At 68.0% G+C, this 20,824-nt stretch carries 20 protein-coding genes and 2 pseudogenes; 10 read left to right on the top strand and 12 right to left on the bottom strand.

The window, feature by feature from the left end; genetic code table 11:
• The first annotated feature begins 58 nt into the window (after positions 1–58).
• The 4 genes from AC4FS1_RS00595 to AC4FS1_RS00580 are packed head-to-tail and all read left to right on the top strand — an operon-like array spanning position 59 to position 4,514.
• The gene (locus AC4FS1_RS00595; RefSeq protein WP_491151759.1) at positions 59–1,327 is read left to right on the top strand and encodes an ABC transporter substrate-binding protein; all 1,269 of its coding nucleotides are present in this window, start codon (positions 59–61) and stop codon (positions 1,325–1,327) included.
• Positions 1,324–2,319 carry a carbohydrate ABC transporter permease gene (locus tag AC4FS1_RS00590; protein WP_491151757.1) on the top strand — a complete coding sequence of 332 codons (996 nt, stop codon included), beginning with the start codon at positions 1,324–1,326 and terminating at the stop codon, positions 2,317–2,319. The genes AC4FS1_RS00595 and AC4FS1_RS00590 overlap by 4 nt, the downstream gene beginning before the upstream one ends.
• A complete protein-coding gene (locus AC4FS1_RS00585) occupies positions 2,316–3,167 on the top strand; it encodes a carbohydrate ABC transporter permease (RefSeq protein ID WP_491151755.1) in 852 nt (283 codons plus the stop codon). Before AC4FS1_RS00590 ends, AC4FS1_RS00585 begins: the two co-directional genes overlap by 4 nt.
• A gap of 36 nt (positions 3,168–3,203) precedes the next feature.
• Positions 3,204–4,514 (top strand): ADP-ribosylglycohydrolase family protein, encoded by a 1,311-nt coding sequence (locus AC4FS1_RS00580; protein ID WP_491151753.1) that lies wholly within the window; start codon positions 3,204–3,206, stop codon positions 4,512–4,514.
• Between the two features lie 109 nt (positions 4,515–4,623).
• Here AC4FS1_RS00580 and AC4FS1_RS00575 read toward each other — a convergent pair.
• Both AC4FS1_RS00575 and AC4FS1_RS00570 read right to left on the bottom strand, forming a co-directional pair.
• Positions 4,624–4,899: pseudogene (locus AC4FS1_RS00575) on the bottom strand (winged helix-turn-helix transcriptional regulator); the annotation flags it as partial.
• Positions 4,896–5,225 (bottom strand): annotated as a pseudogene (locus AC4FS1_RS00570) (VOC family protein); the annotation flags it as partial. The pseudogenes AC4FS1_RS00570 and AC4FS1_RS00575, both read right to left, overlap by 4 nt.
• 138 nt (positions 5,226–5,363) lie before the next feature.
• Here AC4FS1_RS00570 and AC4FS1_RS00565 point away from each other — a divergent pair.
• Positions 5,364–6,065: a DUF899 domain-containing protein gene (locus AC4FS1_RS00565; RefSeq protein WP_491151751.1), complete on the top strand. Its 702-nt coding sequence runs from the start codon at positions 5,364–5,366 to the stop codon at positions 6,063–6,065.
• 100 nt (positions 6,066–6,165) lie between these two features.
• On the opposite strand, the gene AC4FS1_RS00560 is transcribed toward AC4FS1_RS00565, so the two are convergent.
• Entirely contained in the window at positions 6,166–6,450 is a 285-nt protein-coding gene (locus AC4FS1_RS00560; protein ID WP_491151750.1) for a hypothetical protein, read from the bottom strand.
• 169 nt (positions 6,451–6,619) lie between these two features.
• A complete protein-coding gene (gene nhaA, locus AC4FS1_RS00555; protein WP_491151748.1) occupies positions 6,620–7,975 on the bottom strand; it encodes a Na+/H+ antiporter NhaA in 1,356 nt (451 codons plus the stop codon).
• A 165-nt stretch (positions 7,976–8,140) separates the two neighbouring features.
• Between nhaA and AC4FS1_RS00550 the strand changes: the two genes are divergently transcribed.
• Complete coding sequence (locus tag AC4FS1_RS00550) at positions 8,141–8,830, top strand: hypothetical protein (RefSeq protein WP_491151747.1); 690 nt, start codon at positions 8,141–8,143, stop codon at positions 8,828–8,830.
• 51 nt (positions 8,831–8,881) lie between these two features.
• On the opposite strand, the gene AC4FS1_RS00545 is transcribed toward AC4FS1_RS00550, so the two are convergent.
• The 3 genes from AC4FS1_RS00545 to AC4FS1_RS00535 all read right to left on the bottom strand — a co-directional run bounded on the left by AC4FS1_RS00545 (position 8,882) and on the right by AC4FS1_RS00535 (position 11,022).
• On the bottom strand, positions 8,882–9,322 hold the full coding sequence (locus tag AC4FS1_RS00545; RefSeq protein ID WP_491151745.1) for an iron chaperone: 441 nt from the start codon (positions 9,320–9,322) through the stop codon (positions 8,882–8,884).
• Between the two features lie 192 nt (positions 9,323–9,514).
• Entirely contained in the window at positions 9,515–10,627 is a 1,113-nt protein-coding gene (locus AC4FS1_RS00540; protein WP_491151743.1) for a fatty acid desaturase family protein, read from the bottom strand.
• 191 nt (positions 10,628–10,818) lie between these two features.
• A complete protein-coding gene (locus AC4FS1_RS00535; RefSeq protein WP_135068062.1) occupies positions 10,819–11,022 on the bottom strand; it encodes a cold-shock protein in 204 nt (67 codons plus the stop codon).
• Between the two features lie 96 nt (positions 11,023–11,118).
• Here AC4FS1_RS00535 and AC4FS1_RS00530 point away from each other — a divergent pair, with 96 nt between their 5' ends.
• A complete protein-coding gene (locus tag AC4FS1_RS00530) occupies positions 11,119–11,334 on the top strand; it encodes a hypothetical protein (RefSeq protein WP_491151741.1) in 216 nt (71 codons plus the stop codon).
• Between the two features lie 318 nt (positions 11,335–11,652).
• The gene (locus AC4FS1_RS00525) at positions 11,653–12,123 is read left to right on the top strand and encodes an SRPBCC family protein (RefSeq protein WP_491151739.1); all 471 of its coding nucleotides are present in this window, start codon (positions 11,653–11,655) and stop codon (positions 12,121–12,123) included.
• A gap of 84 nt (positions 12,124–12,207) precedes the next feature.
• Here the strand turns inward: AC4FS1_RS00525 and AC4FS1_RS00520 are convergent, their stop codons facing one another.
• Entirely contained in the window at positions 12,208–12,519 is a 312-nt protein-coding gene (locus AC4FS1_RS00520) for a hypothetical protein (protein ID WP_491151737.1), read from the bottom strand.
• 208 nt (positions 12,520–12,727) lie between these two features.
• On the opposite strand from AC4FS1_RS00520, the gene AC4FS1_RS00515 reads away from it, so the two are divergent.
• On the top strand, positions 12,728–14,059 hold the full coding sequence (locus AC4FS1_RS00515; protein WP_491151735.1) for an APC family permease: 1,332 nt from the start codon (positions 12,728–12,730) through the stop codon (positions 14,057–14,059).
• A 23-nt stretch (positions 14,060–14,082) separates the two neighbouring features.
• On the opposite strand, the gene AC4FS1_RS00510 is transcribed toward AC4FS1_RS00515, so the two are convergent.
• Positions 14,083–14,799 carry a sulfite exporter TauE/SafE family protein gene (locus AC4FS1_RS00510; protein WP_491155603.1) on the bottom strand — a complete coding sequence of 239 codons (717 nt, stop codon included), beginning with the start codon at positions 14,797–14,799 and terminating at the stop codon, positions 14,083–14,085.
• A 214-nt stretch (positions 14,800–15,013) separates the two neighbouring features.
• On the opposite strand from AC4FS1_RS00510, the gene AC4FS1_RS00505 reads away from it, so the two are divergent.
• Complete coding sequence (locus tag AC4FS1_RS00505; protein WP_491151734.1) at positions 15,014–15,946, top strand: ROK family protein; 933 nt, start codon at positions 15,014–15,016, stop codon at positions 15,944–15,946.
• A gap of 17 nt (positions 15,947–15,963) precedes the next feature.
• On the opposite strand, the gene AC4FS1_RS00500 is transcribed toward AC4FS1_RS00505, so the two are convergent.
• From AC4FS1_RS00500 to AC4FS1_RS00490, 3 genes are read right to left on the bottom strand one after another with little or no spacing between them, the layout of a single operon-like run.
• The gene (locus tag AC4FS1_RS00500) at positions 15,964–16,341 is read right to left on the bottom strand and encodes a UBP-type zinc finger domain-containing protein (RefSeq protein WP_491151733.1); all 378 of its coding nucleotides are present in this window, start codon (positions 16,339–16,341) and stop codon (positions 15,964–15,966) included.
• 19 nt (positions 16,342–16,360) lie between these two features.
• Positions 16,361–17,155: a DUF2510 domain-containing protein gene (locus AC4FS1_RS00495; RefSeq protein ID WP_491151731.1), complete on the bottom strand. Its 795-nt coding sequence runs from the start codon at positions 17,153–17,155 to the stop codon at positions 16,361–16,363.
• A 51-nt stretch (positions 17,156–17,206) separates the two neighbouring features.
• The gene (locus tag AC4FS1_RS00490) at positions 17,207–20,803 is read right to left on the bottom strand and encodes an error-prone DNA polymerase (RefSeq protein ID WP_491151729.1); all 3,597 of its coding nucleotides are present in this window, start codon (positions 20,801–20,803) and stop codon (positions 17,207–17,209) included.
• Positions 20,804–20,824: the final 21 nt, after the last annotated feature.

The raw sequence follows: 20,824 nt of genomic DNA, 5'->3' as shown, positions 1-20,824 counted from the left end.
AGGCTGAAATTATGTCCGAGGGCCCGTCTCAGGACTTTCAGCGTTAGGAATCGCAACGATGCATACCTTCTCTCTCAGGACGCCGGCCATCCTCACGGCCGCCGCCACAGTGCTGATCCTCAGCGGCTGCACCGGTGGTGGCACCGGCTCCAATGCGGACGGTGACACACTGCGGTATCTCGTGGAGCAGCCCGAGGATCCCGCGGCGTTGCAGGCGCTGGAAGATCACCTCGCGGAGTTCTCGGAATCGAGCGGGATCGACGTCGAGGTCGAAGCGATGCCGTTCGACACCCTCCGCACGGTTCTGCAGACGCAGCTGCAATCCGGCGAGGGGCCCGATGTGTTCAACTGGGGCTCGGGCCCAGGATTCGGCGGGGCGTTCGCGGAGGCGGGCCTGCTCTACGACCTCACCGACGCCTACGCCGAGTACGACTGGCCCTTCTACGACTTCGCCAAGGAGCGCGTCACCTTCGAGGACACTCTCTATGGCATCCCCGGCGAAATGGAGACCCTCGGGCTCTTCTACAACGCGGATCTCTTCGCCGAGCACGACATCGCGCCTCCGGAGGACCTCGCCGGGTTGGAGGCCGCCTCGAAGAAGCTCGCGGATGCGGGCATCGTTCCGATCGCCGCCAGCAACCAGGAAGGGTGGCAGGGCGGGCACCTGCTGAGCATGGCGCTCTCGAGCCGCGTCGGGTCGACGGGAATGGACGCGCTGGTCAGTGGCGAAGCCTCGTGGGATTCCCCTGACGTGGTCGCCTCCCTTCAGCTGTGGCAGGACTACCTGGAGCAGGGCTACCTTCCGGAATTCCCGACCTCGCTCAGCTACGACGGCGCGAGTGCGCTCTTCTACTCGGGCGAGGCGGCCATGGTCCCGACCGGGAGCTGGCTCATCTCTGAAATCGACGACAACGCAGACTTCGAAGTCGGGTACATCCCCTTCCCCGCTGAGGATGGCCCCGGAATCTTCGCGGGCGGACTCGGCTCAGGTCCGATGATCTCCGCGAGCACGACGAAACTCGATTCTGCCCTCGAGCTCGTCGACTACCTTGCATCGCCGGAGCACGCGCAGTGGATGGTGGAGAACCTGAACGTCATCCCGCCCCAGCCGATCGCCGCAGACGTCGACGTGTCGCCGCTCTTTCGTCAGGTGCTCGATGACACCGCGAAGTTCTCCGATGGCACGGGCGACTTCGGTTACAACATCGACGTGCTGACCACGGATGAGTTCAACGAGGCCATGCTCGACGGTGTCGCTGCGATCCTCTCCGGTCAGATGAGCGCCGAAGAGGTCGCCGCCCAGATGCAGGCTGCGGCGCAGCAGTGACCGTCGGGATCGCGGTCGGCGCCTCGGCTCTCGCCGACGGGCCTGACCCGGCGACCAAGAAGAGAAGGCGCTCGACCCGGATCGTGCTCGACACGCCGCGCGCGACCAGGCGGGCGCAGACCCGCCTCGGGTTGCTGCTCGTCGCGCCCGTGATGATCCTGGTCGTGCTCTTCTTCCTCGTGCCCCTCGGAAACGCCATCTGCTACGCGTTCGTGGACTTCAACGGGGTGAACCCGAACCCCGAGTTCGTCGGGCTCGCCAACTTCATCGAGCTGTTTCAGGATCCGAACCTCTGGCCGGCGTTGAAGAACAACGCCATCTGGATCATCATCGGAACGATCGCGCCGCTGGTGATCGGGCTCGCTCTCGCGCTTCTCATGTGGAACGTCGGGCGGGGTGGCGTCCTCTACCGAGTCGCGTTCTTCCTCCCGTACGTCCTCCCGCAGGTGGCCGTCGGCGTGGTGTGGAGCTGGATCTATGACCCGGTGCGCGGCTGGCTCAATCAAGCGCTCGATGCGGTAGGGCTGTCCTTCCTGCGGACGGGATGGCTCGGCAACCCGGATACAGCTCTGTTCGCGGTGCTCGCCACCGCCATCTGGGCGACATCGGGTTTCGTCTTCGTCATCCTGCTCGCCGCGCTACGGAACGTGGACATCGAGCTGGTCGACGCGTCCCGGCTCGACGGGGCGAACACCATCCAACGACTCTGGTACATCATCCTTCCGCAGATCATGCCGGTGTTCCTGATGGTCACGACGATCACTCTCGTTGGCGGGTTCAGCGTCTTCGACATCATCTTCGTCATGACCGGGGGCGGTCCGGCCGGTGCGACCGATGTGCTCGGCACGCTCGCCTACAGCGAGGCATTCCAGCTCAACCGCATCAGCTACGGCACGACCATCGCACTGGTGATGACGGTCCTCGCGGTCCCGTTCGCGGTATGGCTGAACCGACTCCAACGACGGGTTTCTCTGCAGGGAACGGGCGCATGACCATCAACGACAACCCGACCTCTCCGCGCGTGAGAGCGGGGCGCGTGGGCAGGCACGCCGTTCTCATCGTGCTCTCGCTGTTCGCGATCTTCCCGATCATCCTCACGATCTCGACGGCTTTCAAAACGGACGCCGACGTGACGGTGAATCCCTTCGGGTTGTTCTCGTCGTTCTCCTTCGAGAACGTCGTGGCCGCCTGGACGGACGGCAATTTCGGCGACTACGTGCTCAACAGCTTCCTCCTGTCGGTGCCCAGCACGATCCTGGTGGTGGTCGTCTCGACGATGGCGGGATACGCCTTCGCCCGGCTGCCCTTCCCCGGGCGTGGCATCGCGTTCTACTTGGTGATGCTGGGCCTGCTGGTGCCCTTCTTCACCTACATGATCCCGCTCTACTTCCAGCTCAGGGGGATGGGTCTTCTCGACACCCTCCCCGGCGTCAACCTGGTACTCACCACGACGGGGCTCGCCTTCGGAACGTTCTTCATGAGGGCGTTCTTCTCCGATCTGCCCACCGAGTTGGAGCAGGCCGCACGCATCGACGGGGCCTCCGAGTGGCAGATCTTCTGGAGGATCATGGTCCCGCTGGTCTCGGCGGGAGCCGGAGCGCTCGCCGTTTTCACCTTCCTCCAGAACTGGAACAACTTCCTCGTTCCCCTGCTCTACGTTCCCGGCGGGGAGTTCCGCCCGCTCACGACGGGGCTGTATCTGTTCCTCGGCGGCCGGTCGATCGACATCGGGCCACTCGCGGCGGGCACGCTCATCACGATCATTCCGGTGATCGTCGTGTTCATCCTGTTGCAGAAGCAGGTCACTCAAGGTTTCCTCTCCGGTGCGGTCAAGGGCTGATCCGCTCCGTTCCCCCTCGACCCGAAAGCGACGCGCATGCACGACGTCCTCGATCCCCGCGACTATGTCCCCGACGAGGCCGAGCAACTGCGATTGAGCGGGTTCGACGTCGGCGAGATGGAACAAGAGGCCGCGGACGCTGCCCGGCGGGGAGATCTGGCGGCGCTCCTCTCCCTCGAAGAGAGGATGCGACGGCTCGAACGGACGCCGGACTGGCGGTACCGCGAGCCGGACGACGATGCGTCGCTGGAGGCCCTGTTCGCGGGGATGCCGCGAACAGCGGTGGATGCCGCGCAGCTGCCCTCTCGCATCCGCGGCGCTTGGCTGGGGCGAACCGTGGGGAACACACTCGGGAAGCCGATCGAGGGGCTGACACGCGCCGAGCTCGAGATCTACCTGAAGGCGACCGGCCACTGGCCGCAGCGTGGCTATCTCCCGCTGCTGGAGCCGCTGCCCGCGGGGGTCGGTGCGCTCCACCCCTCTGCGAACACGGCGTCGGCGGGGCTCTTCGAAGACGTACCCCGCGACGACGACATCGACTGGACCATCCTCGGCCTCCACCTGCTGGAGACGTACGGGCGCGACCTGACCACCGAGCAGGTCGCGGCCGAGTGGCTCGACCGGGTGCCGTTCAGCCAGACCTTCACGGCGGAGCGCGCGGCGTATAGGAACCTCATCCACGGTGTGACCCCGCCGGACACGGCAACCCGGAGCAACCCGTACCGGGAGTGGATCGGTGCACTCATTCGCGCCGACGCCTTCGGATTCACGAACCCGGGCGATCCCGGTGAAGCGGCCCGGCTCGCCCTCGTCGATGCCCGGCTGACGCATACCGCGAACGGCCTCTACGGCGAGCTGTGGGCGGCGGCCCTGGTTGCCGCAGCGCTGACGTCGACCAACGCCGAGGACGCTCTCCGCCGGGCAGCGGGCGTCGTGCCCCCGGAGTCCCGGCTCGCGGAGGCGCTCGATGGCGTGTTGGATCTGTTCGATTCCGGCGCGGACCACGTGGCGGCGCTCGACTGGGTGGACGAGACCCTCGGCGAGTACCCGTGGGTACACACCATCAACAACGCCGCCCTCATCGCGATCGGCCTGTTGTGGGGCGACGATTTCGTCAGCGCCGTGGGGATGACGATCTCGGGCGGGCGGGACACGGATTCCAACGCCGCGACGGTCGGGGGCGTCTTCGGCGCTATCCATGGGGCTGGAGGCATCCCCGCCGAACTGATCGGAACCACTCACGTTCGGGTGCGGAGCGCCGTGCGCGACTTCGATCGCGTGACCATCGACGAGCTGACGGAGCGCACTCTCGCTGTCACCCAGAAGCTCGCCTTGGAGGAGCGGTGACTCCGGCCGCCTAACGTGATCCAGATCAGGGCGGCGACGGGGCTGACGGCGGCGCGGCAGTTGCGGAGGAGCGTGTCGGGGCGCCTCGCGATCCCGCCGCCCGTACGCCCTCCTCGGCGCCCCAGCGTCCGAGCGCGACGATCGCCTCGCCCAAGGCGAACCCGCGATCGGTCAGCGCGTACGCCCGGGTGTTGTGCCGGAGGGGCAGCCGGGAGAGCACGCCGGCCGCTTCGAGCTCGCGCAGGCGGGTCGCCAGCATGTTCGTGGGCACTCCGAGGTCGCGCTGCAGATCGCCGTAGCGCTGTGGCCCGTCGAGCAGCCGCTCCACGATGAGGAGTGCCCACCGTGGTCCGACGATGTCGAGGGCTGCGGCGAGGTCGCTCACGCGCTCTGATCGGCGTCCGGCTTCATCCAGAACGGCGAATAGTGGTAGCCGTCCGGGTCGTCGAACTGGCGCTGGTACATGAAGGGGTAGTCGTCGGTGTCACCGATCCGCCCGCCGGCCGCGCCGGCGCGCTCGGTGAGCTCGTCGACCGCCTCGCGGCTGCCGAGGTCGAACGACACCGTGACCTTCGAGGGCGTGTCGGGTCCACCCACCAGCTCCTCGGCGGCGCCGACGCTCGCGTACATCTCGCGGCTGCCGAGCATGACGTACTGCTCGGGCGCGATCGCGAAGCACGACACGTTGTGATCGGACATCTCGGCGTTGAGTGCGTCGTCAAGCCCTGCACTCGCACGGCCCTCTTGACTGGCTGTCGCGGGCGCGTAGGGTGAAGGCCAAATGTGTACGGTGTGAACATCATCCGGCGCGCTGCGGCGCCCCGGTTCGATCTGAAAGGGGTGAGACTCATGGATTCCACGACCATCACGGCGCACCCGCCCATCACCGACGCGGACGAATGGCGCCGCCAACTGGACGAACTGCGCGTGCGCGAGAAGGCGGCCACGCGCGAGCTGGACGCGATCGCCGCTCAGCGACGACGGCTGCCCATGGTCCAGATGCCCGACTACGTTCTCGACAGCGAGAACGGGCCGGTCCGCTTGGCGGACATGTTCGAGGGGAAGTCGCAGCTGATCACCTACCACCACATGTGGCGACCGGGACAGGAGTGGCAGTGTGGCGGCTGCACGGGCTTCACCGCCCAGTTCACGCGGCTGGGCTTCCTGGACCTCTACGACGCCCGCTTCGTGATCGTCACGCAGGGCGAGATCGGCGAGGCGCTCGCCTACCGGGACAAGGTCGGCAATCGGATGCCGTGGTACTCCACGGGCGCAAGTTCCTTCGGCGCGGATGTCGACGCCCCTCCCGGAGGCGGCTTCGCCGTGAACGTGTTCCTCCGCGACGGCGACACCGTGTACCGGACGTGGCACACGAACGGACGGGGCACGGAACAACTCACCCACACGTTTTCCCTCATCGACCTGCTCCCGTACGGCCGGCAGGAGGAGTGGCAGGATTCCCCGGAGGGCTGGCCTCAGCATCCGGCCTATGAGGGATGGCTCGACTCGAAAGACATCGCGCGTCTCTACGGTCCGAAGCAGCCGACCTGAGCCTCAGAGGAGAAGCACGCACGGCGAAGGCCCCCTGCGAAAAAGCAGAGGGCCTTCGTTGCAAGCGATCGGGGTTGTCCCCTGTGCTCGGTGCTGAAGCTCAGCGACCGTTGCGAGCCTCGCGGTCGTCGCGGTCGTAGAACTCCCGGCTGCCCGACTTGGCCAGCCCGCGGCTGATCATGTAACCGATGGTGAGCAGCGTGGCGTAGAGCCAGACCTGCGACGCGCCGAAGCCCTGGCCGTCTTCGTGGTTGTCGACGACGAGGGAAGCGATGAACATCGCGACCAGAATCACCACGTAGGCGATGAACTCGGTGGTCTTGAACGCCGCCTTCGTCTCGGTGGAGAGGCGGGAGCTGCGGACGTTCTGAGTGGTATTGCTCATTAGTGATTTCTTTCCTGTGACGGTCGGGCGCGAATGCGCGCCTCAGGGAGATAACCAGGCTGAACGAATCCTGTATCCCCCCTTGCTTTTCGGGGCCGGCATCAGGAAAAACCAGACGGCACACCCTGCGCCCCCACCGGCTCGGCGCGCGGCCGCGGGCGCGCCGAGGTCAAGCGGTGCTGTCGCCCTGTCCGGCGGGGCGTTGGTACACGTCCGGAACACCGTCCTCATCCGCATCCACGCTCTCCTCCTCGGCGATGCGCTTGTAGACGCGGTTCCGCGCGATCAGGATGAGGGACGCGGCGAGCGACGCGATGACCGACGCGAGCATGATCGCGATCTTGGCGTCGTCGTTGTGCACGCTCTCGGGACCGAAGCTGAGTTCTGCGATGAGCAGGGAGACGGTGAATCCGATGCCGGCGAGGATGCCCACACCGATGAGGTCGATCCACCGGAGGGCCGGGTCCAGGCGCGCGTGCGTGACGGCGGTGAGTATTCGCGTCGTGAGGACGATGCCGATGGGCTTCCCCAGTACCAGTCCGGCGACCACCCCGATGGTGACCGGATCCGTCACGGCGCGCGCGATCCCGTCCACTCCCCCGACGGCCACTCCGGCAGCGAAGAACGCGAAGATCGGTACGGCGAAGCCGGCCGAGAGCGGTCGGAAGCGGTGCTCGAACACCTCCGCCAGTCCTCCCTGCAGGGACGTCAGCGCGGAGCCTCTGGGCTGTTTCACCGGGACGGTGAAAGCCAGCGCCACGCCGGCGATCGTGGCGTGCACCCCTGAGGCGTGCATGAACGCCCACGCGAGGAAGCCGATCGGGAGGAGGATCAGCCAGGCGGCTGCGGGCTTCAGGTGGAACAGCTTCTGGTATCGCTGCGCGATGACGCCGTACATGCCGACGGTGAGCACCGCGAGGAGAAGCGGAATGAGCTCGATGTCGCTGGTGTAGAAGATCGCGATGATGACGATCGCGATGAGGTCGTCGACGACGGCGAGGGTGAGAAGGAAGATGCGCAGCGGGCTCGGCAGGTGCGATCCGACGATGGCCAGGACCGCGACGGCGAAGGCGATATCGGTCGCCGCGGGAATCGCCCATCCCGCGAGCAGAGTCGGCGACTGCCACACGATCGCCACGTAGATGAGTGCGGGGACGGCGACGCCTCCCGCAGCTGCGGCGATCGGAACGACGGCCGTCCGGAAGTCCCGCAGATCGCCGACGATCAGTTCCCGCTTGAGTTCGAGCCCGACGAGGAAGAAGAAGATCGCGAGAAGCCCGTCCGCCGCCCACGCACCGAGGGACAGTTGCAGATGCCAGGGCGCGTAGCCGATCGTGAAGTCACGCAACGCGAAGTACGCATCGGCGGCGGGCGTGTTGGCCCAGATGATCGCGACGGCGGCCGCGGCCACCAGAAGGGCGCCACCGACGGCTTCCTTCCTCAGCAGCGTGCCGATGCGGCTGGCCTCGGCGTAACTGCCGCGCTGGGGGAAAGCGGCCGGGGTCGATCGTGGATTCTGTGGCATCGGTTCCCGCCTATGGCTTCGGTCGACAAGGGAAGTGTCGACCAGACTTCCCGACGCGCCTCGTCCACCCTACCGGCGCGACTGCCGCGTCCAGGCATCGTAGTCCGTTCGCTCCACCGCGGCGAAGGGGGGTGCGAAGCCTGCGCGCATGCCGACAATGGCCCCATGTTCCGTGGTTTCTCCGGGGTCGTCGGCGCCGCCCTCCGCGGCTTCTTCGCCCTCCTCCTGCTCGCGCGTCGACCCCGACCGATCCACGCACGAGGCGTCCTGCTGGAGGGCGACCTGACGTGGATCGGCGGGACGGTGTCCTCCGGTATCCGATGGATCGACGAGGCGTCGCCCGCCCCCGTGCCGGTGGTCGCGCGGCTATCGCGGTCGGTCGGCCTGCCGCCGGCACTCCCGGATGTTATCGGCCTGGCCCTGCGGTGCCGCGCCGGCGGGCGGGCTGTCGACCTCGAACTGGCGACGACCGGCGTCGGAGTGCCGTCCCGCTTCCTCCTCCTGCTGCGCCGCTCCCCCACCCGCGCCACGTTCGGAAGCCTCCTGCCCTACCGATCGCAGAACGGGCCGATCCTCGTGTGCGCGCGCAGCGCTCCCCCGCGGATGCTGCCGGCCGAGGTCGCCCGCGTCGGGGATGCCCTGCGCCGGGAACCGTGGCGCATCCGCCTGTACTTCGCGAGACCGACCGGGAAGTGGCATCCGTTCGCTCAGGTGGACCTGCGCACATCCGCCGAGCAGGACGACCGCGACCTGCGCTTCGACGCTGTGCGCAACCCGCTCCCGGGCGCACAGATCTACCGATGGGTGGAGCGGCTGCGTCAGCCCTCGTATCGGCGCGTGCAGGGCACACCGTGACGCCGTGGATGCCCCGAACGATGTCGGCGGGCGCGCGGGTGGAGCCCGGACTTACGTGACGGCCTTCCGCACCAGGTCCGTCACCGTCGCCTCGACACCGGGCGTCCAGGTGCGCACCGCGAACCCGACCGGCCACATGTCGCCGTCGTCGAGGTGGGACTTGTCTTCGAAGCCGATCGTGGCGTAGCGCGTCTTGAATTTGCGGGCCGGCTGGATGAAGACGACGATCTTGCCTTCGGCGTTGGCGAACCCGGGCATGCCGTAGTACGTCTTGGGCACGAGGTCGGGGGCCACTTCGCTCACCACCTTGTACAGCCCCTCGGCGAGGCTCTTGTCCTCCGGTTCGAGGTCGGCGATGGCCTCGAGAACCGCCTTCTCACCGGCGGCGCGGCTCTTGCCGGCCTTCTCCTGCTCCCGCAGCTCTTTGGCGCGCTGCTTGACCGCCTCGCGTTCTTCCGCGCTCAGTCCGTCGGACGTATCCGTCTTAGCCATAGCCCTTACCTTTCGCTACCTGCCTGAGGTGTCGAGCCTCACGTTACGGCGCTGAGTGCGGCGACGCTTCTCGGATCGTGATCGAGTCGGCGAATCACTCCCGCGGCAGGGCGACAGGTCTTCCATCGCACCTGCCCGTCAATGCGGAACGCCCCCTTCCGCGCAAGGCGGGAGGGGGCGTTCCGGGTGCCGTCAGATACCGCGTATCTGGTGACGGGTGGGGCAGTCGAAGGGGTCGCGCGCGGCGAGCCCGACCTCGTTGAGGTACTTGATGACGATGCCGTAAGACTGGATGAGGCTCGTCTCGGTGTACGGAACGTTGAGCGTCTCGCACGCCTCGCGCACGATCACGCGGGCCCGTGACAGATACGGGCGGGCCATGCTCGGGAACAGGTGGTGCTCGACCTGATAGTTCAGGCCGCCCATGAGGGCGGTCGCCCACCACCCACCGCGAACGTTGCGGGAGGTGCGGACCTGCTTGGTGAAGAAGTCCAGGCGGGCGTCCGGTGCGATGACCGGCATGCCCTTGTGGTTCGGAGCGAAGGAGGCGCCCATGTAGACACCGAACACGGCCATCTGCACAAAGATGAAGGCGACGGCCAGTCCGAGCGGCAGGAAGAGGAAGACGGGAACGATGACCGCGGCCAGGCGCAGCAGGATGAGGGTGAGCTCCATCCAGCGGCCCTTGATGGGCTCACGCGAGGTGATGAGGTGCTTGATGCCGAGGAAGTGGAGGTTCCAGCCCTCCATGGTCAGCAGCGGGAAGAACAGCCACCCCTGACGCTGGGTGATGAAGCGAACCACACCACGCGCCTTGGCGGCGTCGTCCTGGACGAACGAGATCGTGTCGATCTCGATGTCGGGGTCTTTGCCGACCCGGTTCGGGTTGGCGTGGTGGCGGCTGTGCTTGGAGTCCCACCACGAGTAGCTCATGCCGACGAGGGCAGGGCCGATGAAGCGGGAAAGGCGATCGTTCGCCGGACCGGAGGAGAGGATGACGCGGTGCGCGGCCTCGTGTGCGAGGAACGCGATCTGCGTGAAGACGATGCCGAGCGCGGCGGCGATCAGGAGCTGGAACCAGCTGTCGCCGAGCAGGATGAATCCTGCGATGCAGCCGGCCAGGGCAACGAGGAGAGCGCCGGCGACCAGGGCGTAGAACCACTGGGCACGACGGAGAAGACCCATTTCTTTCACCACCTGCGAGACCTGTGTATAGGCCTTGGCGACCGGGGGGAATGATTCACGGGTGGCATATGTCTGCCGGACCGGACCCAGTGTGGCCTTTGTGGGGGTGACAGTGGTCAAGGGTCTCCTTGGGTTAGACAGCCAGACCCAAGGTCATGCTGAAAGTGATATGCGGGGGCGGATGCGCCCGCTATTGCCGACCATACTAAGGACGGCTGGTACCCGTATGTCAACGCGCGGATGCACAGTTACTGCACAGCCGCCCGAAACGAGATGGATGCGGCGGGCTTCACGCCCGCCGCATCCTCACGTCACACGAGGCGGATGCTCGAGGCCTGGGGGCCCTTCGGGCCGCGCTCGACGTCGAACTCCACGCGCTGCGCCTCTTCGAGGGAGCGGAAGCCGCCGCCCTCAATCGCGCTGTAGTGCGCGAACACGTCGGGCGAGCCATCCTCGGGGGCGATGAAGCCATAGCCCTTTTCGGAGTTGAACCATTTCACAGTTCCGAATGCCATCGGATCTCTCTTTCTTAAAGAGGGGCCGCTACGGCGGCCCCGATTACCGCGACGAAAAGATCGCGGAGATGTCGGGCGACGTCGCCCAGGATGGGGGTGGCTGTCGAAGCAGCCCAGTGCGTCTTCCAGGCAACGCTGCGCCAGAAGGAGGGCGGCGAAGACGCCGAGGCGAGTGCCGACGGCATCGTGTGCCGAGAAGCGCGTGTCGTCGATGGTCACGTGCCCGGCGTATTCACCGGCACGGTGTGCGACATACACGTCGAGATCGGCCTTGAGCCAAGTCAACGGAGAGGAAGAAAGTTCAGAAGGTGAAAGCAAAGAAGAGATGTGAAGATGTCGATTCAGTCGTGCAACCCGGTTCAGCGATGAGAGCGGGTCTGTGGATTTTTGCCCGGATGGGCGGTGTCCGTCATTGGAGAACTCATCCGGACAGGCGACGCGCGTGATGCTCGTCGTAGTACGACACTACCCCAGTGCGGTGCCGCTGTCTGCATGTTCACCCGAATGCTGCGAAACCGGCGGCCGTTCAGCGCCTCGCGCGCTGAGCGCCGCATTATGCTCTCGCTGCACGGGATGGCCGACACCGGAACCATCACGAGAGAAAATCCCCCAGAAGAGGATGAGTCACGCATGCCCCACTTGACCAGCACGGTGGACATCGACGCGCCCGCCCACGTCGTGTGGCGAGCCCTTACCGACTTCGAGAGCTATCCCGATTGGAATCCGTATTACCGTTCCGCCTCCGGGGTTGCCGCGGCCGGAGAGACGGTTCTCCTCGGCGCGACACTTGACGAGGGCTTCGGGAAACCGCGACAGGGGCCCGTCCGGGTAGTCACGGCGACTCCCGGGACGGAGCTCCGCTGGACGAGCCGATTCCTGCTGCCTGGGCTGATGGACGCCGATCACCGGTTCACTCTCACCGCGTTGAGCTCGACTCGCACCACGCTGGCGCAATCGGAGAAGCTGACGGGGCTGCTCGTTACTCTCTCGCCCGCGATGATGAAGAAGATTCAGGTCAAGCTCGGTGAATTCGACCTCGCCCTCAAGTCCCGCGCCGAAGGACTGGCCACCCGGACGAATGCCGATGACACGCAGGCCTGACCGCAACCAGCACACCTGGGTGGAGTGCGACCCGCTTTAGGTGCGCGCCGTCTCCTTCAGCTGCCTTCGAGAAACCCGGCCACCTCAGTGGCCCTCGTCCCAGTCGAAACCGCCTGTTCGTCCGGCCACGACAGCGGTGCGCCGCCGGATGCTCCAGGCTGCGAGCTCCTCCCCCTCCAGGGTGAATGGCAGCTCCGGCTCGGAGCGCACCGCGACGAGAGAGATTCCGGCACCCAGGGTCACCCAGGCTTGGCCGGTCTGCCCGTCCAGGAGCACCGGGAAGGACACCATCTCCGTCCGCTCTTGCTCGGAGAGAACTCCGCAGTACTCCAGCAGCGCCTCGGCGACGTCGTCAGTGGTCGCCATTCGGGCACCGGTCACGAAGATGTCGAACATCTCGGGTCTCCTCCGGTCGCGAGACGATTCGGGCGACGAGCTCACGACTCTGTTCATCCTCCTCTCAGGGGGTGCGACAGCCTAGGTCTTGACCGTCTCTGCGACGCGCGGTAGTGGGAGGCCGGCAGAAGAAGGGCGCGGCCGTTGCGTCCGCGGCCTCCCTGTCAACCCGACGGCGGCGCGCGCGGGGACCTCCTACGGTGAAACGATGACCACAGACAGGGAACCGCCCACGCGTCTGCGGCGAGGCATCTCCGGGCCGCTCCTGTTCGCTTTCATCCTCGGTGACGTGCTCGGTGCGGGGATCTACGCGCTGATGGGCGTGCTCGCCGGGCGGGTGGGCGGGATGCTGTGGGCTCCGCTTCTGCTGGCCCTCCTGCTCGCGTTGCTGACGGCCGGGTCGTATGCCGAACTCGTCACGAAGTACCCGCGCGCCGGGGGCGCCGCCGTCTTCGCCGAACGGGCCTTCAAGAACCCCCTGGTGTCCTTCCTCGTCGGCTTCAGCATGCTCGCCGCCGGGGTCACCAGTGCGGCGGGCTTGTCCATCGCGTTCGCGGGAGAGTACCTGAGCACGTTCATCGACCTCCCCGTCATCCCCGTCGCCATCGTCTTCCTCGCGATCGTCGCGGCGCTGAATGCCCGCGGCATCCGCGAGTCGATGGGGGCGAACCTCGTGATGACGGTCATCGAAGTGAGCGGTCTGGTACTCGTGGTGGTCGTGGTCGCCATCCTCCTCGGCCGCGGCGGTGGGGACGTGTCGCGCGTCACGGAACTTCCCGAGGGCGCGGCCTTCGGGCCTGCCGTGCTCGCGGGCGCCATCATCGCCTACTACTCGTTCGTCGGGTTCGAGACGTCGGCCAATGTCATCGAAGAGGTCAAGGACCCCTCCCGCACCTTCCCCCGCGCCCTGTTCGCCGCGCTGCTGACAGCCGGCGTGGTCTACGTGCTCGTGGGGCTGGCAAGTTCCATCGCCCTGCCCGCCCAGGAGCTGGAAGACTCGAGCGGACCGCTGCTGCAGGTCGTCGAAGCCAGCGGGGTGCCCGTCCCGCCGTGGCTGTTCAGCCTCATCGCCCTGATCGCCGTGGCCAACGGTGCGCTGCTGACGATGATCATGGCGAGCCGACTCGCGTACGGGATGGCCGAGCAGGGCCTCCTGCCGAGCGTCCTGGCGCGAGTGCTGCCGAAGCGGAAGACCCCGTGGGTGGCCATCGTCGCCACCACCGTCGTGGCGATGCTCCTCACGCTCGTCGGAGACCTGGCGACACTGGCCGAGACGGTCGTGCTCCTCCTGCTCATCGTCTTCCTCAGTGCCAATGTCTCGGTCCTGGTCCTGCGGCGCGATCACGTCGAGCACGAGCACTTCCGGGTGTGGACGTTCATCCCCGTGCTGGGCATCGGCTCCTGCATCCTGTTGCTCACCCAGCAGCGGCCGGAGGTGTGGCTGTTCGCCGGCATCCTCCTCGCCGTGGGCGTGGTGCTGTTCCTGCTCGCCCGCTGGACGCGTCGGCGCAGCCAGGGTGCGACAACGTCCAGGCCCTGAGCGCCCTGCGTCACTAAGGAGCGTCACCAGAGGAGATAGAGCGCCCCGACGATCGTCAGCCCGATCACGAGACGCTCGAACACGACCTGCGGAAGGCGACCGGCGATGAACCGGCCGAGCAGCGCCCCGGCCAGAACCGCCGGTATCAGCCACAGGTCGATCAGCAGACTGTCGACGGAGAAGAGCCCGAGGGCCGCTGCGAACGGCACCTTGGCGACGTTCACGACGGCGAAGAACCACGCGGCCGTGCCCAGGAACGCCTTCACCGGGAAACGGGCGGCGAGGAAGTACATCGACATGACAGGGCCGGCGGCGTTCGCGACCATGGTCGTGAAGCCGCCGAGGGTGCCGTACACGGTGGCAGCGAGCCATCCGCCGCTCGGGGATCGCCCGGAAGCGCGCGTCGCGCGTCGCCGCCACAGGGTCACGGCGACCACCATGAGCAGGAGCACGCCGATGACGCGCTTGACCCACGCATCGTCGGCGACGGCGAGGAACACCACGCCGAGAAGGATGCCGGCAAGCACGGCGGGGATCAGTCGCAGGAGCGCCCGCCACTGCGCGTGACGCCGGTAGGCCCAGAGCGCCAGCATGTCACCGACGATGAGCAGGAGCAGCAGCGTCGCGGTGGATTCGCGCGCGGGCAGCGCGGAGGCGAACAGAGCGACCGCGATGGCGCCCGCACCCGGCAGTGCCGTCTTGGACATCCCGACGACGAGCGAACCCAGTGCCAACAGCATCCAGGAGACGACGGTGAGATCTCCGAGGACCACTGCACCGCTCACCGCTCCAGGCTACGGCGTGAAACGCAGCCTTCCGCACGCACGGAACGGGGGCGAGGCGGCTTGGGTCATGTGGTCTCAACCACGGTCCGATGAGCATTGTCACCTCGCCGGTGCCCAGGTCTCTGTCGCGTCAGAAGCCGGCGGGCGGAGGGGCCAGTAGGCTTCCGTCGTGCCGCTCGCCATCGCCGTCGACCTCGGCGGAACCAAGATCGAAGCCTGCCTCGTCGACGAATCCGGTGCCGTGGTGCCCGGCTCCCGTGCCCGCGCGGCCACCGGCGCGCAGAGCGACCGGTCACACCTGGAGCGCGCCCTCACCACCGTCGTCACTGCAGCCGTCGCCGCCATCCCGCCTGGTGCGGAAATCGTCGGGGTCGGTATCGGCAGTGCCGGCCCTCTCGACACCGCACGCCAGACCGTGTCTCCGCTGAACCTGCCTGACGCCGCGGGGTTTCCCCTCGTGGCCGCGATCCGCCGCGTCCTCCCCCCGCACCTGCACGCGACCCCCGTGCGCGTCGCCCTGGACGGGCTCTGCATCGCGATCGCGGAGCACTGGCTCGGCGCCGGCCGCGATGTCGGCACCATGATGGGGATGATCGTGTCCACCGGCATCGGCGGGGGCATCATCACCCGCGGCGCCCCCTATGCCGGAAGCACAGGCAACGCCGGGCATCTCGGGCAGATCGAAGTCGCCGGCTTCACCGCCCCGGGAGTCCATGGCCTCGACGCGACGGTGGAGCGCGTAGCGAGCGGTCCGAACGTGGTCCGATGGGCGCGCGAACAGGGCTGGGAGGGCAGCACCGGCGAGGAGCTCGCCGCCGCGTATGCCGCCAATGACGCGATCGCCGGCTCCGCGGTGCGTCGGAGCGCCGCCGCGGTCGGTTCCGCGCTGGCATCGGCCAGCGCGCTCCTCGACCTCGAGCTCATCGTGATCGGCGGCGGCTTCTCCCACGTCGCGGAGGACTACGTCGATCTTGTTCGCGCCTCCCGCGACGCCGCCGCGCCCTACCCGTTCCTCGCGCGTGCGCGGATCATGCGAGCCCAGCTCGGAAGCGACAGTCCGCTCCTCGGCGCCGCGGCGCTCGTACTACGCGCCCAGGCGTGACGCGTCACAGCGGATTCTCACTCCGACGATGCGCGACGCAACGCCTGCCGCCAGTCGTTCGGAACCCGGCCTTCCGGGCCGGGTGACGGCTGGGATTCGGGGCGACTGGTGGGAGGCGCCAGCTCCGGACCTTCGATGGAGGCCTGCTCCTGGTAGTCCCACCACCAGTCCTCCCCCGGCTCGAAGCTCTGGATGAAACGGTGGCCCGCGCTCTGCCAGTGCGCGGTCGCATGACGACCGAGCGAATCGTCGCAGCATCCCACATGCCCGCACGCCGCACAGCGGCGGAGGTGCACCCACCATCCGCCCGCCGCGTCGCACTCGGCGCATCCCGACGACCACGGCTTCGCGGTGGGGTCGATCTGGTCGGTGGGGTCGATCTGCTCGGTGGCCATGTCTCCTCTTTTCGACGGGCTAGAAGGGCGAGCCGGCGTCGTAGATCGAGATGAGGGTGAACACCTCGTTGAGGAGGTAGACGGCGAAGGCCGCACCCACTCCGATGCTGAGCACCGTCACCGCGATCCACGCCCACACGGGGGCAAGACCCTTGCCGGTCTGCCGACGGAGGATCACGCCGCGACCGATGACGTAGACGCCGTTGCTGACGATCAGCGTGAAGAAGATCCACGCCCAATGGAACGGCTTGTCGATCCCGCGTGCGCGCAGCGCCCGCCAGTCGAGGTAGGCGAACGCCACCTGCGCGGCGATGACCAGGTATCCCAGGAGGGTCAGGAGCAGCGTGGCGCCGGTGAACGAGGCCGCCCACGCGTTGGAGGGCGACTCGAGGGAGTCGTTGATGCTGTCCTCGAGGAACCCACGCCAGTCGATGAAGAACAGGGGCAGGAAGGTGACCAGCGGCAGGAAGACGATGAGCCAGATCCACGGCGTCTCGGTCGGGATGTCACGACGCTCGGGGGCGGGCGCCGTGGGGGCCGACGGATAGGCCGGGTACGCCGCGGGCGCTGACGCATAGGTCGGGTACGCGGGCTGCGCCGGGGCGGGGGTGGGGTGTGCGGGCGCCGCAGGGGCAGCGGCGGCCGCGGCGGCGGTGGCCGGGGCGGGCACGGCGGCCGGGGCGGCCGGGGCGGGTGCGGCGGCGGAAGCCGGCTGTCGGGCCTCGGTCCACGCCGATCCGTTCCACCAGCGATGGACGGAGGGGTTGTCCGGGTCGGCGTACCACCCCGGAGGGAACTGAGGGGCGTCGGTCATGTCGGTCCTTCCGCGAGAGCCGGGTCGCGTCGAGTCTATTCGGCAGCCCGATCACCGGAAGTCTCGTGAGGTGTGCGACACCCCCACCCGCAGGTCTTCGAACCGGTCCGCCACGAGGTTGGTCACCCCCTCGACCGAACGCTCCAGCATCCCCCGCACGATGAGCGCGGGAGATTCCCGCACCACGCGCCGATGACGGTTCCACACACCGACCGAGCAGATCACGTTGACCAGGCCGTGCTCGTCCTCGAGGTTGAGGAAGGTGATGCCGGATGCCGTGGCCGGCCGCTGCCGGTGGGTCACGAGCCCGGCGACCTCGACGCGCCGGCCGTTCTCGTGCGTGCGCAGTTCTCGCGAGGTGAGAACCCCCCGCGCATCGAGCTGGGAGCGGTAATGCGTGAGGGGATGATCGCCCGGTGAGATGCCCGTCGCCCACAGGTCGGCCGCGAGCACCTCATAACTCGTGGGGTCGGGGAACAGCGGCGGCTGCACCGACACCATCGACTCGGGCAGGAATTCGGCGCGGTCCTGCGCCGCGGAGCCGGCCAGCCAGATCCCCTCGCGGCGGCTGATGCCGAGGCTGTCGAACGCACCCGCCGTGGCGAGCGCCTCCAGCTGGGCGGCGGTGAGGCCGGTCCGGCGCACGAGGTCGCGCAGATCGCGATACTCCCCTCGTGTCTCCCGCTCGGTCACGATGCGCTCCGCCACCTTTGCACCGATCCCAGTGACCTCCGCCAGTCCCAGACGCACCGCGAACCGCCCGTCGCGGCGGTGCGCATCCGACTCGTCGGGGGCCTTCGGATCGAAATCGCCGACCGGCGGCTGGTGGCGGTCAGCGCACGCGGGCAGGCCGGTGGCCCCGGCCGGCGAAAACCGAGGAGATCGCGCGAATCGAGGGCCGGATCGGGCCGCAGCATCCTCGATTTCCGGGATCCCCTCGAAATCCGCGGTGGATCCGGCCGGCTCGCCCGGCCCGGCGGGCGAAAACCGAGGAGATCGCGCGGATCGAGGACCGGATCGGGCCGCAGCATCCTCGCTTTCCGGGATCTCCTCGAAATCCGTGACGGGTTCGAGGGTTGCCTGGACGCCCGAGCGCAGCAGGTCGGGTCGGCGCACCTCGACACCATGCCGGCGGGCGTCGGCGCTCAGCGTCGCCGGCGAGTAGAACCCCATCGGCTGAGCGCGCAGCAGCCCGGCCAGGAACGCGGCCGGATAGTGCAGCTTGATCCACGAGCTCGCATAGACCAGCAGGGCGAACGAGAGGGAGTGGGATTCGGCGAACCCGAAGTTCGCGAACGCCTGGATCTTCGCGTAGATCCCGTCGGCGACCTCGCCAGTGAGTCCGTTGCGGGCCATTCCGGCGTACAGCTTCTCGCGGAGCTTCTCGATCCGCTCCACGCCGCGCTTGGATCCCATCGCCCGGCGGAGGAGATCAGCATCCTCGGCCGTGCAGTCCCCCACCGCGACGGCCATCTGCATGAGCTGCTCCTGGAACACCGGCACGCCCATCGTCCGCTCGAGCACCGGCTCTAGCTTCGGGTGCGCATAGGTCACCTTCTCCTGGCCGAGCTTGCGCCGGACGAACGGATGCACGGCGCCTCCCTGGATGGGCCCGGGGCGGACGAGCGCGATCTGCACCACGAGGTCGTAGAACCGGCGCGGCTGCAAACGCGGGAGCAACCCCATCTGCGCGCGGGACTCGACCTGGAACACCCCGATCGAATCGGCGCGGCACAGCATGTCGTAGACGGCCTTCTCCTCCTTCGGGATCGTCGCGAGCTCCCACACCTCCCCCGTCGCATCGCGGATGAGGTCGAAGCAGTACTGCAGCGCCGCCAGCATCCCGAGGCCCAGCAGATCGAACTTCACCAGCCCCATCCAGGCGGCATCGTCCTTGTCCCACTGGATGACCGTGCGGTTCTCCATGCGCGCGTGCTCGATGGGCACCACCTCCCCCACCGGGCGGTCGGTGAGCACCATGCCGCCGGAGTGGATCCCCAGGTGCCGCGGCGCCTTCAGCAGTTCGGTGGCGTACGCCAGCACCTGATCGGGGATGTCGTGATCGGCCCCGGTATCCAGCGCCGCCCCCCATCGCTCGACCTGCTTCGACCACGCGTCCTGCTGCCCCGGCGAGTGCCCGAGCGCCTTGGCCATGTCGCGGACGGCGTTCTTCGGCCGGTACTGGATGACGTTGGCCACCTGCGCGGCGCGGTCACGGCCGTACTGGCGGTAGACCCACTGGATGATCTCCTCGCGCCGGTCGGAGTCGAAGTCCACGTCGATGTCGGGTTCCTCGTCGCGGAGGCTCGAGAGGAACCGCTCGAACGGCAGGTCGTAGGCGATCGAATCGACCGCGGTGATGTCGAGCAGGAAGCACACGGCGCTGTTGGCCGCCGACCCGCGCCCCTGGCACAGGATGCCTCGGCGGCGGGCCTCCTGCACGATGCCGTAGACGATGAGGAAGTAGCCGGGGAAGTCCTTCATCTCGATCACCCCGAGCTCGCGCTCGATGCGGTCGCGATCCTTCGGCTTCAGGTCGGGGTACTTGCGCGGCACCGCCTCCCAGACGAGGTGCCGCAGCCAGGACATCGGCGTGTGCCCGTCGGGCACCTTCTGCTTCGGCAGCGCGGGCTTGGCGCGCCGCAGGGGGAACGCGAGCTCATCGGCGAGGGTCACGGTGCGCGCCACCGCGCCGGGATACCGCGCGAACCGCCGGGACATCTCCGCCCCCGAGCGCAGGTGGGCGCCGGCGTGGGCGGGCAACCATCCGTCGAGTTCGTCGAGGCCCCGGTTCGCCCGCACCGCGGCGACGGCCGCTGCCAGGAGTTCCCGTTCGGGGGCCGCGTAGTGCACGTTGTTGGTGGCGAGCACCGGCAGCTTCCGCTCGGCGGCGAGCGCGGCGAGCAGGTCGTTGTGGCGCGAGTCCAGCGGATTACCGTGATCCATCAGCTCGACGTGCACCGCATCGGGGCCGAAGCGCTCGACGAGCCGGTCGAGCGCGGCGGCCGCCGCATCCGGGCCGTCCTCGGCGAGCGCGCGACGGACCGGCCCCTTACGGCAGCCGGTGAGCACCGCCCACTGCGGGTCGTGGGGACCGCCGGCCCGTTCGGCGAGCTCGTCGAGGTCGTACACCGGCCGCCCCTTCTCCGCACCGCGCAGCTGCGCGGACGTGATCGCCGCCGCGAGCCGGTGGTACCCCTCCTCCCCGCGCGCGAGCACGAGCAGATGCGAGCCGACCGGATCGGGTTCGCCGTTCTGCGGCCCGGGCAGGTTCAGCGACAGCTCCGCGCCGAAGACGGTGCCCAGCTGCAGCGACTCGGCGGCCTCGGCGAAGCGGACGATGCCGTAGAAGCCGTCATGGTCGGTGACCGCGAGCGCGTGGAGCCCCAGGCGCTCGGCCTCCTCGGCGAGTTCTTCGGGCGAGGATGCGCCGTCCAGGAACGAGTACGACGAGTGGGCGTGCAGTTCCGCATACGGCACGGTGTCGGCGGGACGCTCGATGGCCGGGGGCACGTAGGGTCCGCGCTTGCGCGACCACGCCGGACTGTCGCCGCCGTCGGCTCCGGCGGGAACCGTGCCGGGGCGACGTCGATCACTGAGCGTGCGTTCGATCTCCGACCACGGCACGGGCGGGTTGTGGAAGCCCATCAGCGTGCCTCCGCCCGGCTC

The sequence above is a fragment of the Microbacterium sp. Z12_35 genome, assembly GCF_058310475.1.
The sequence above is the reverse complement of the archived record's forward strand: the minus strand, read 5'-3'. Positions and strand labels throughout refer to the sequence as shown.

Excerpts from the sequence above, each read along its gene's own strand:
- AC4FS1_RS00565 (WP_491151751.1), top strand. The coding sequence starts at position 5,364 with ATGGATTCCACGACCATCACGGCGCACCCGCCCATCACCGACGCGGAC.
- AC4FS1_RS00495 (WP_491151731.1), bottom strand. The coding sequence starts at position 17,155 with ATGACCGACGCCCCTCAGTTCCCTCCGGGGTGGTACGCCGACCCGGAC.
- AC4FS1_RS00520 (WP_491151737.1), bottom strand. The coding sequence starts at position 12,519 with ATGTTCGACATCTTCGTGACCGGTGCCCGAATGGCGACCACTGACGAC.
- AC4FS1_RS00585 (WP_491151755.1), top strand. The coding sequence starts at position 2,316 with ATGACCATCAACGACAACCCGACCTCTCCGCGCGTGAGAGCGGGGCGC.
- AC4FS1_RS00580 (WP_491151753.1), top strand. The coding sequence starts at position 3,204 with ATGCACGACGTCCTCGATCCCCGCGACTATGTCCCCGACGAGGCCGAG.
- nhaA (WP_491151748.1), bottom strand. The coding sequence starts at position 7,975 with ATGCCACAGAATCCACGATCGACCCCGGCCGCTTTCCCCCAGCGCGGC.
- AC4FS1_RS00595 (WP_491151759.1), top strand. The coding sequence starts at position 59 with ATGCATACCTTCTCTCTCAGGACGCCGGCCATCCTCACGGCCGCCGCC.
- AC4FS1_RS00515 (WP_491151735.1), top strand. The coding sequence starts at position 12,728 with ATGACCACAGACAGGGAACCGCCCACGCGTCTGCGGCGAGGCATCTCC.
- AC4FS1_RS00490 (WP_491151729.1), bottom strand. The coding sequence starts at position 20,803 with ATGGGCTTCCACAACCCGCCCGTGCCGTGGTCGGAGATCGAACGCACG.
- AC4FS1_RS00510 (WP_491155603.1), bottom strand. The coding sequence starts at position 14,799 with ATGCTGTTGGCACTGGGTTCGCTCGTCGTCGGGATGTCCAAGACGGCA.
- AC4FS1_RS00535 (WP_135068062.1), bottom strand. The coding sequence starts at position 11,022 with ATGGCATTCGGAACTGTGAAATGGTTCAACTCCGAAAAGGGCTATGGC.
- AC4FS1_RS00550 (WP_491151747.1), top strand. The coding sequence starts at position 8,141 with ATGTTCCGTGGTTTCTCCGGGGTCGTCGGCGCCGCCCTCCGCGGCTTC.
- AC4FS1_RS00545 (WP_491151745.1), bottom strand. The coding sequence starts at position 9,322 with ATGGCTAAGACGGATACGTCCGACGGACTGAGCGCGGAAGAACGCGAG.
- AC4FS1_RS00525 (WP_491151739.1), top strand. The coding sequence starts at position 11,653 with ATGCCCCACTTGACCAGCACGGTGGACATCGACGCGCCCGCCCACGTC.
- AC4FS1_RS00500 (WP_491151733.1), bottom strand. The coding sequence starts at position 16,341 with ATGGCCACCGAGCAGATCGACCCCACCGACCAGATCGACCCCACCGCG.
- AC4FS1_RS00560 (WP_491151750.1), bottom strand. The coding sequence starts at position 6,450 with ATGAGCAATACCACTCAGAACGTCCGCAGCTCCCGCCTCTCCACCGAG.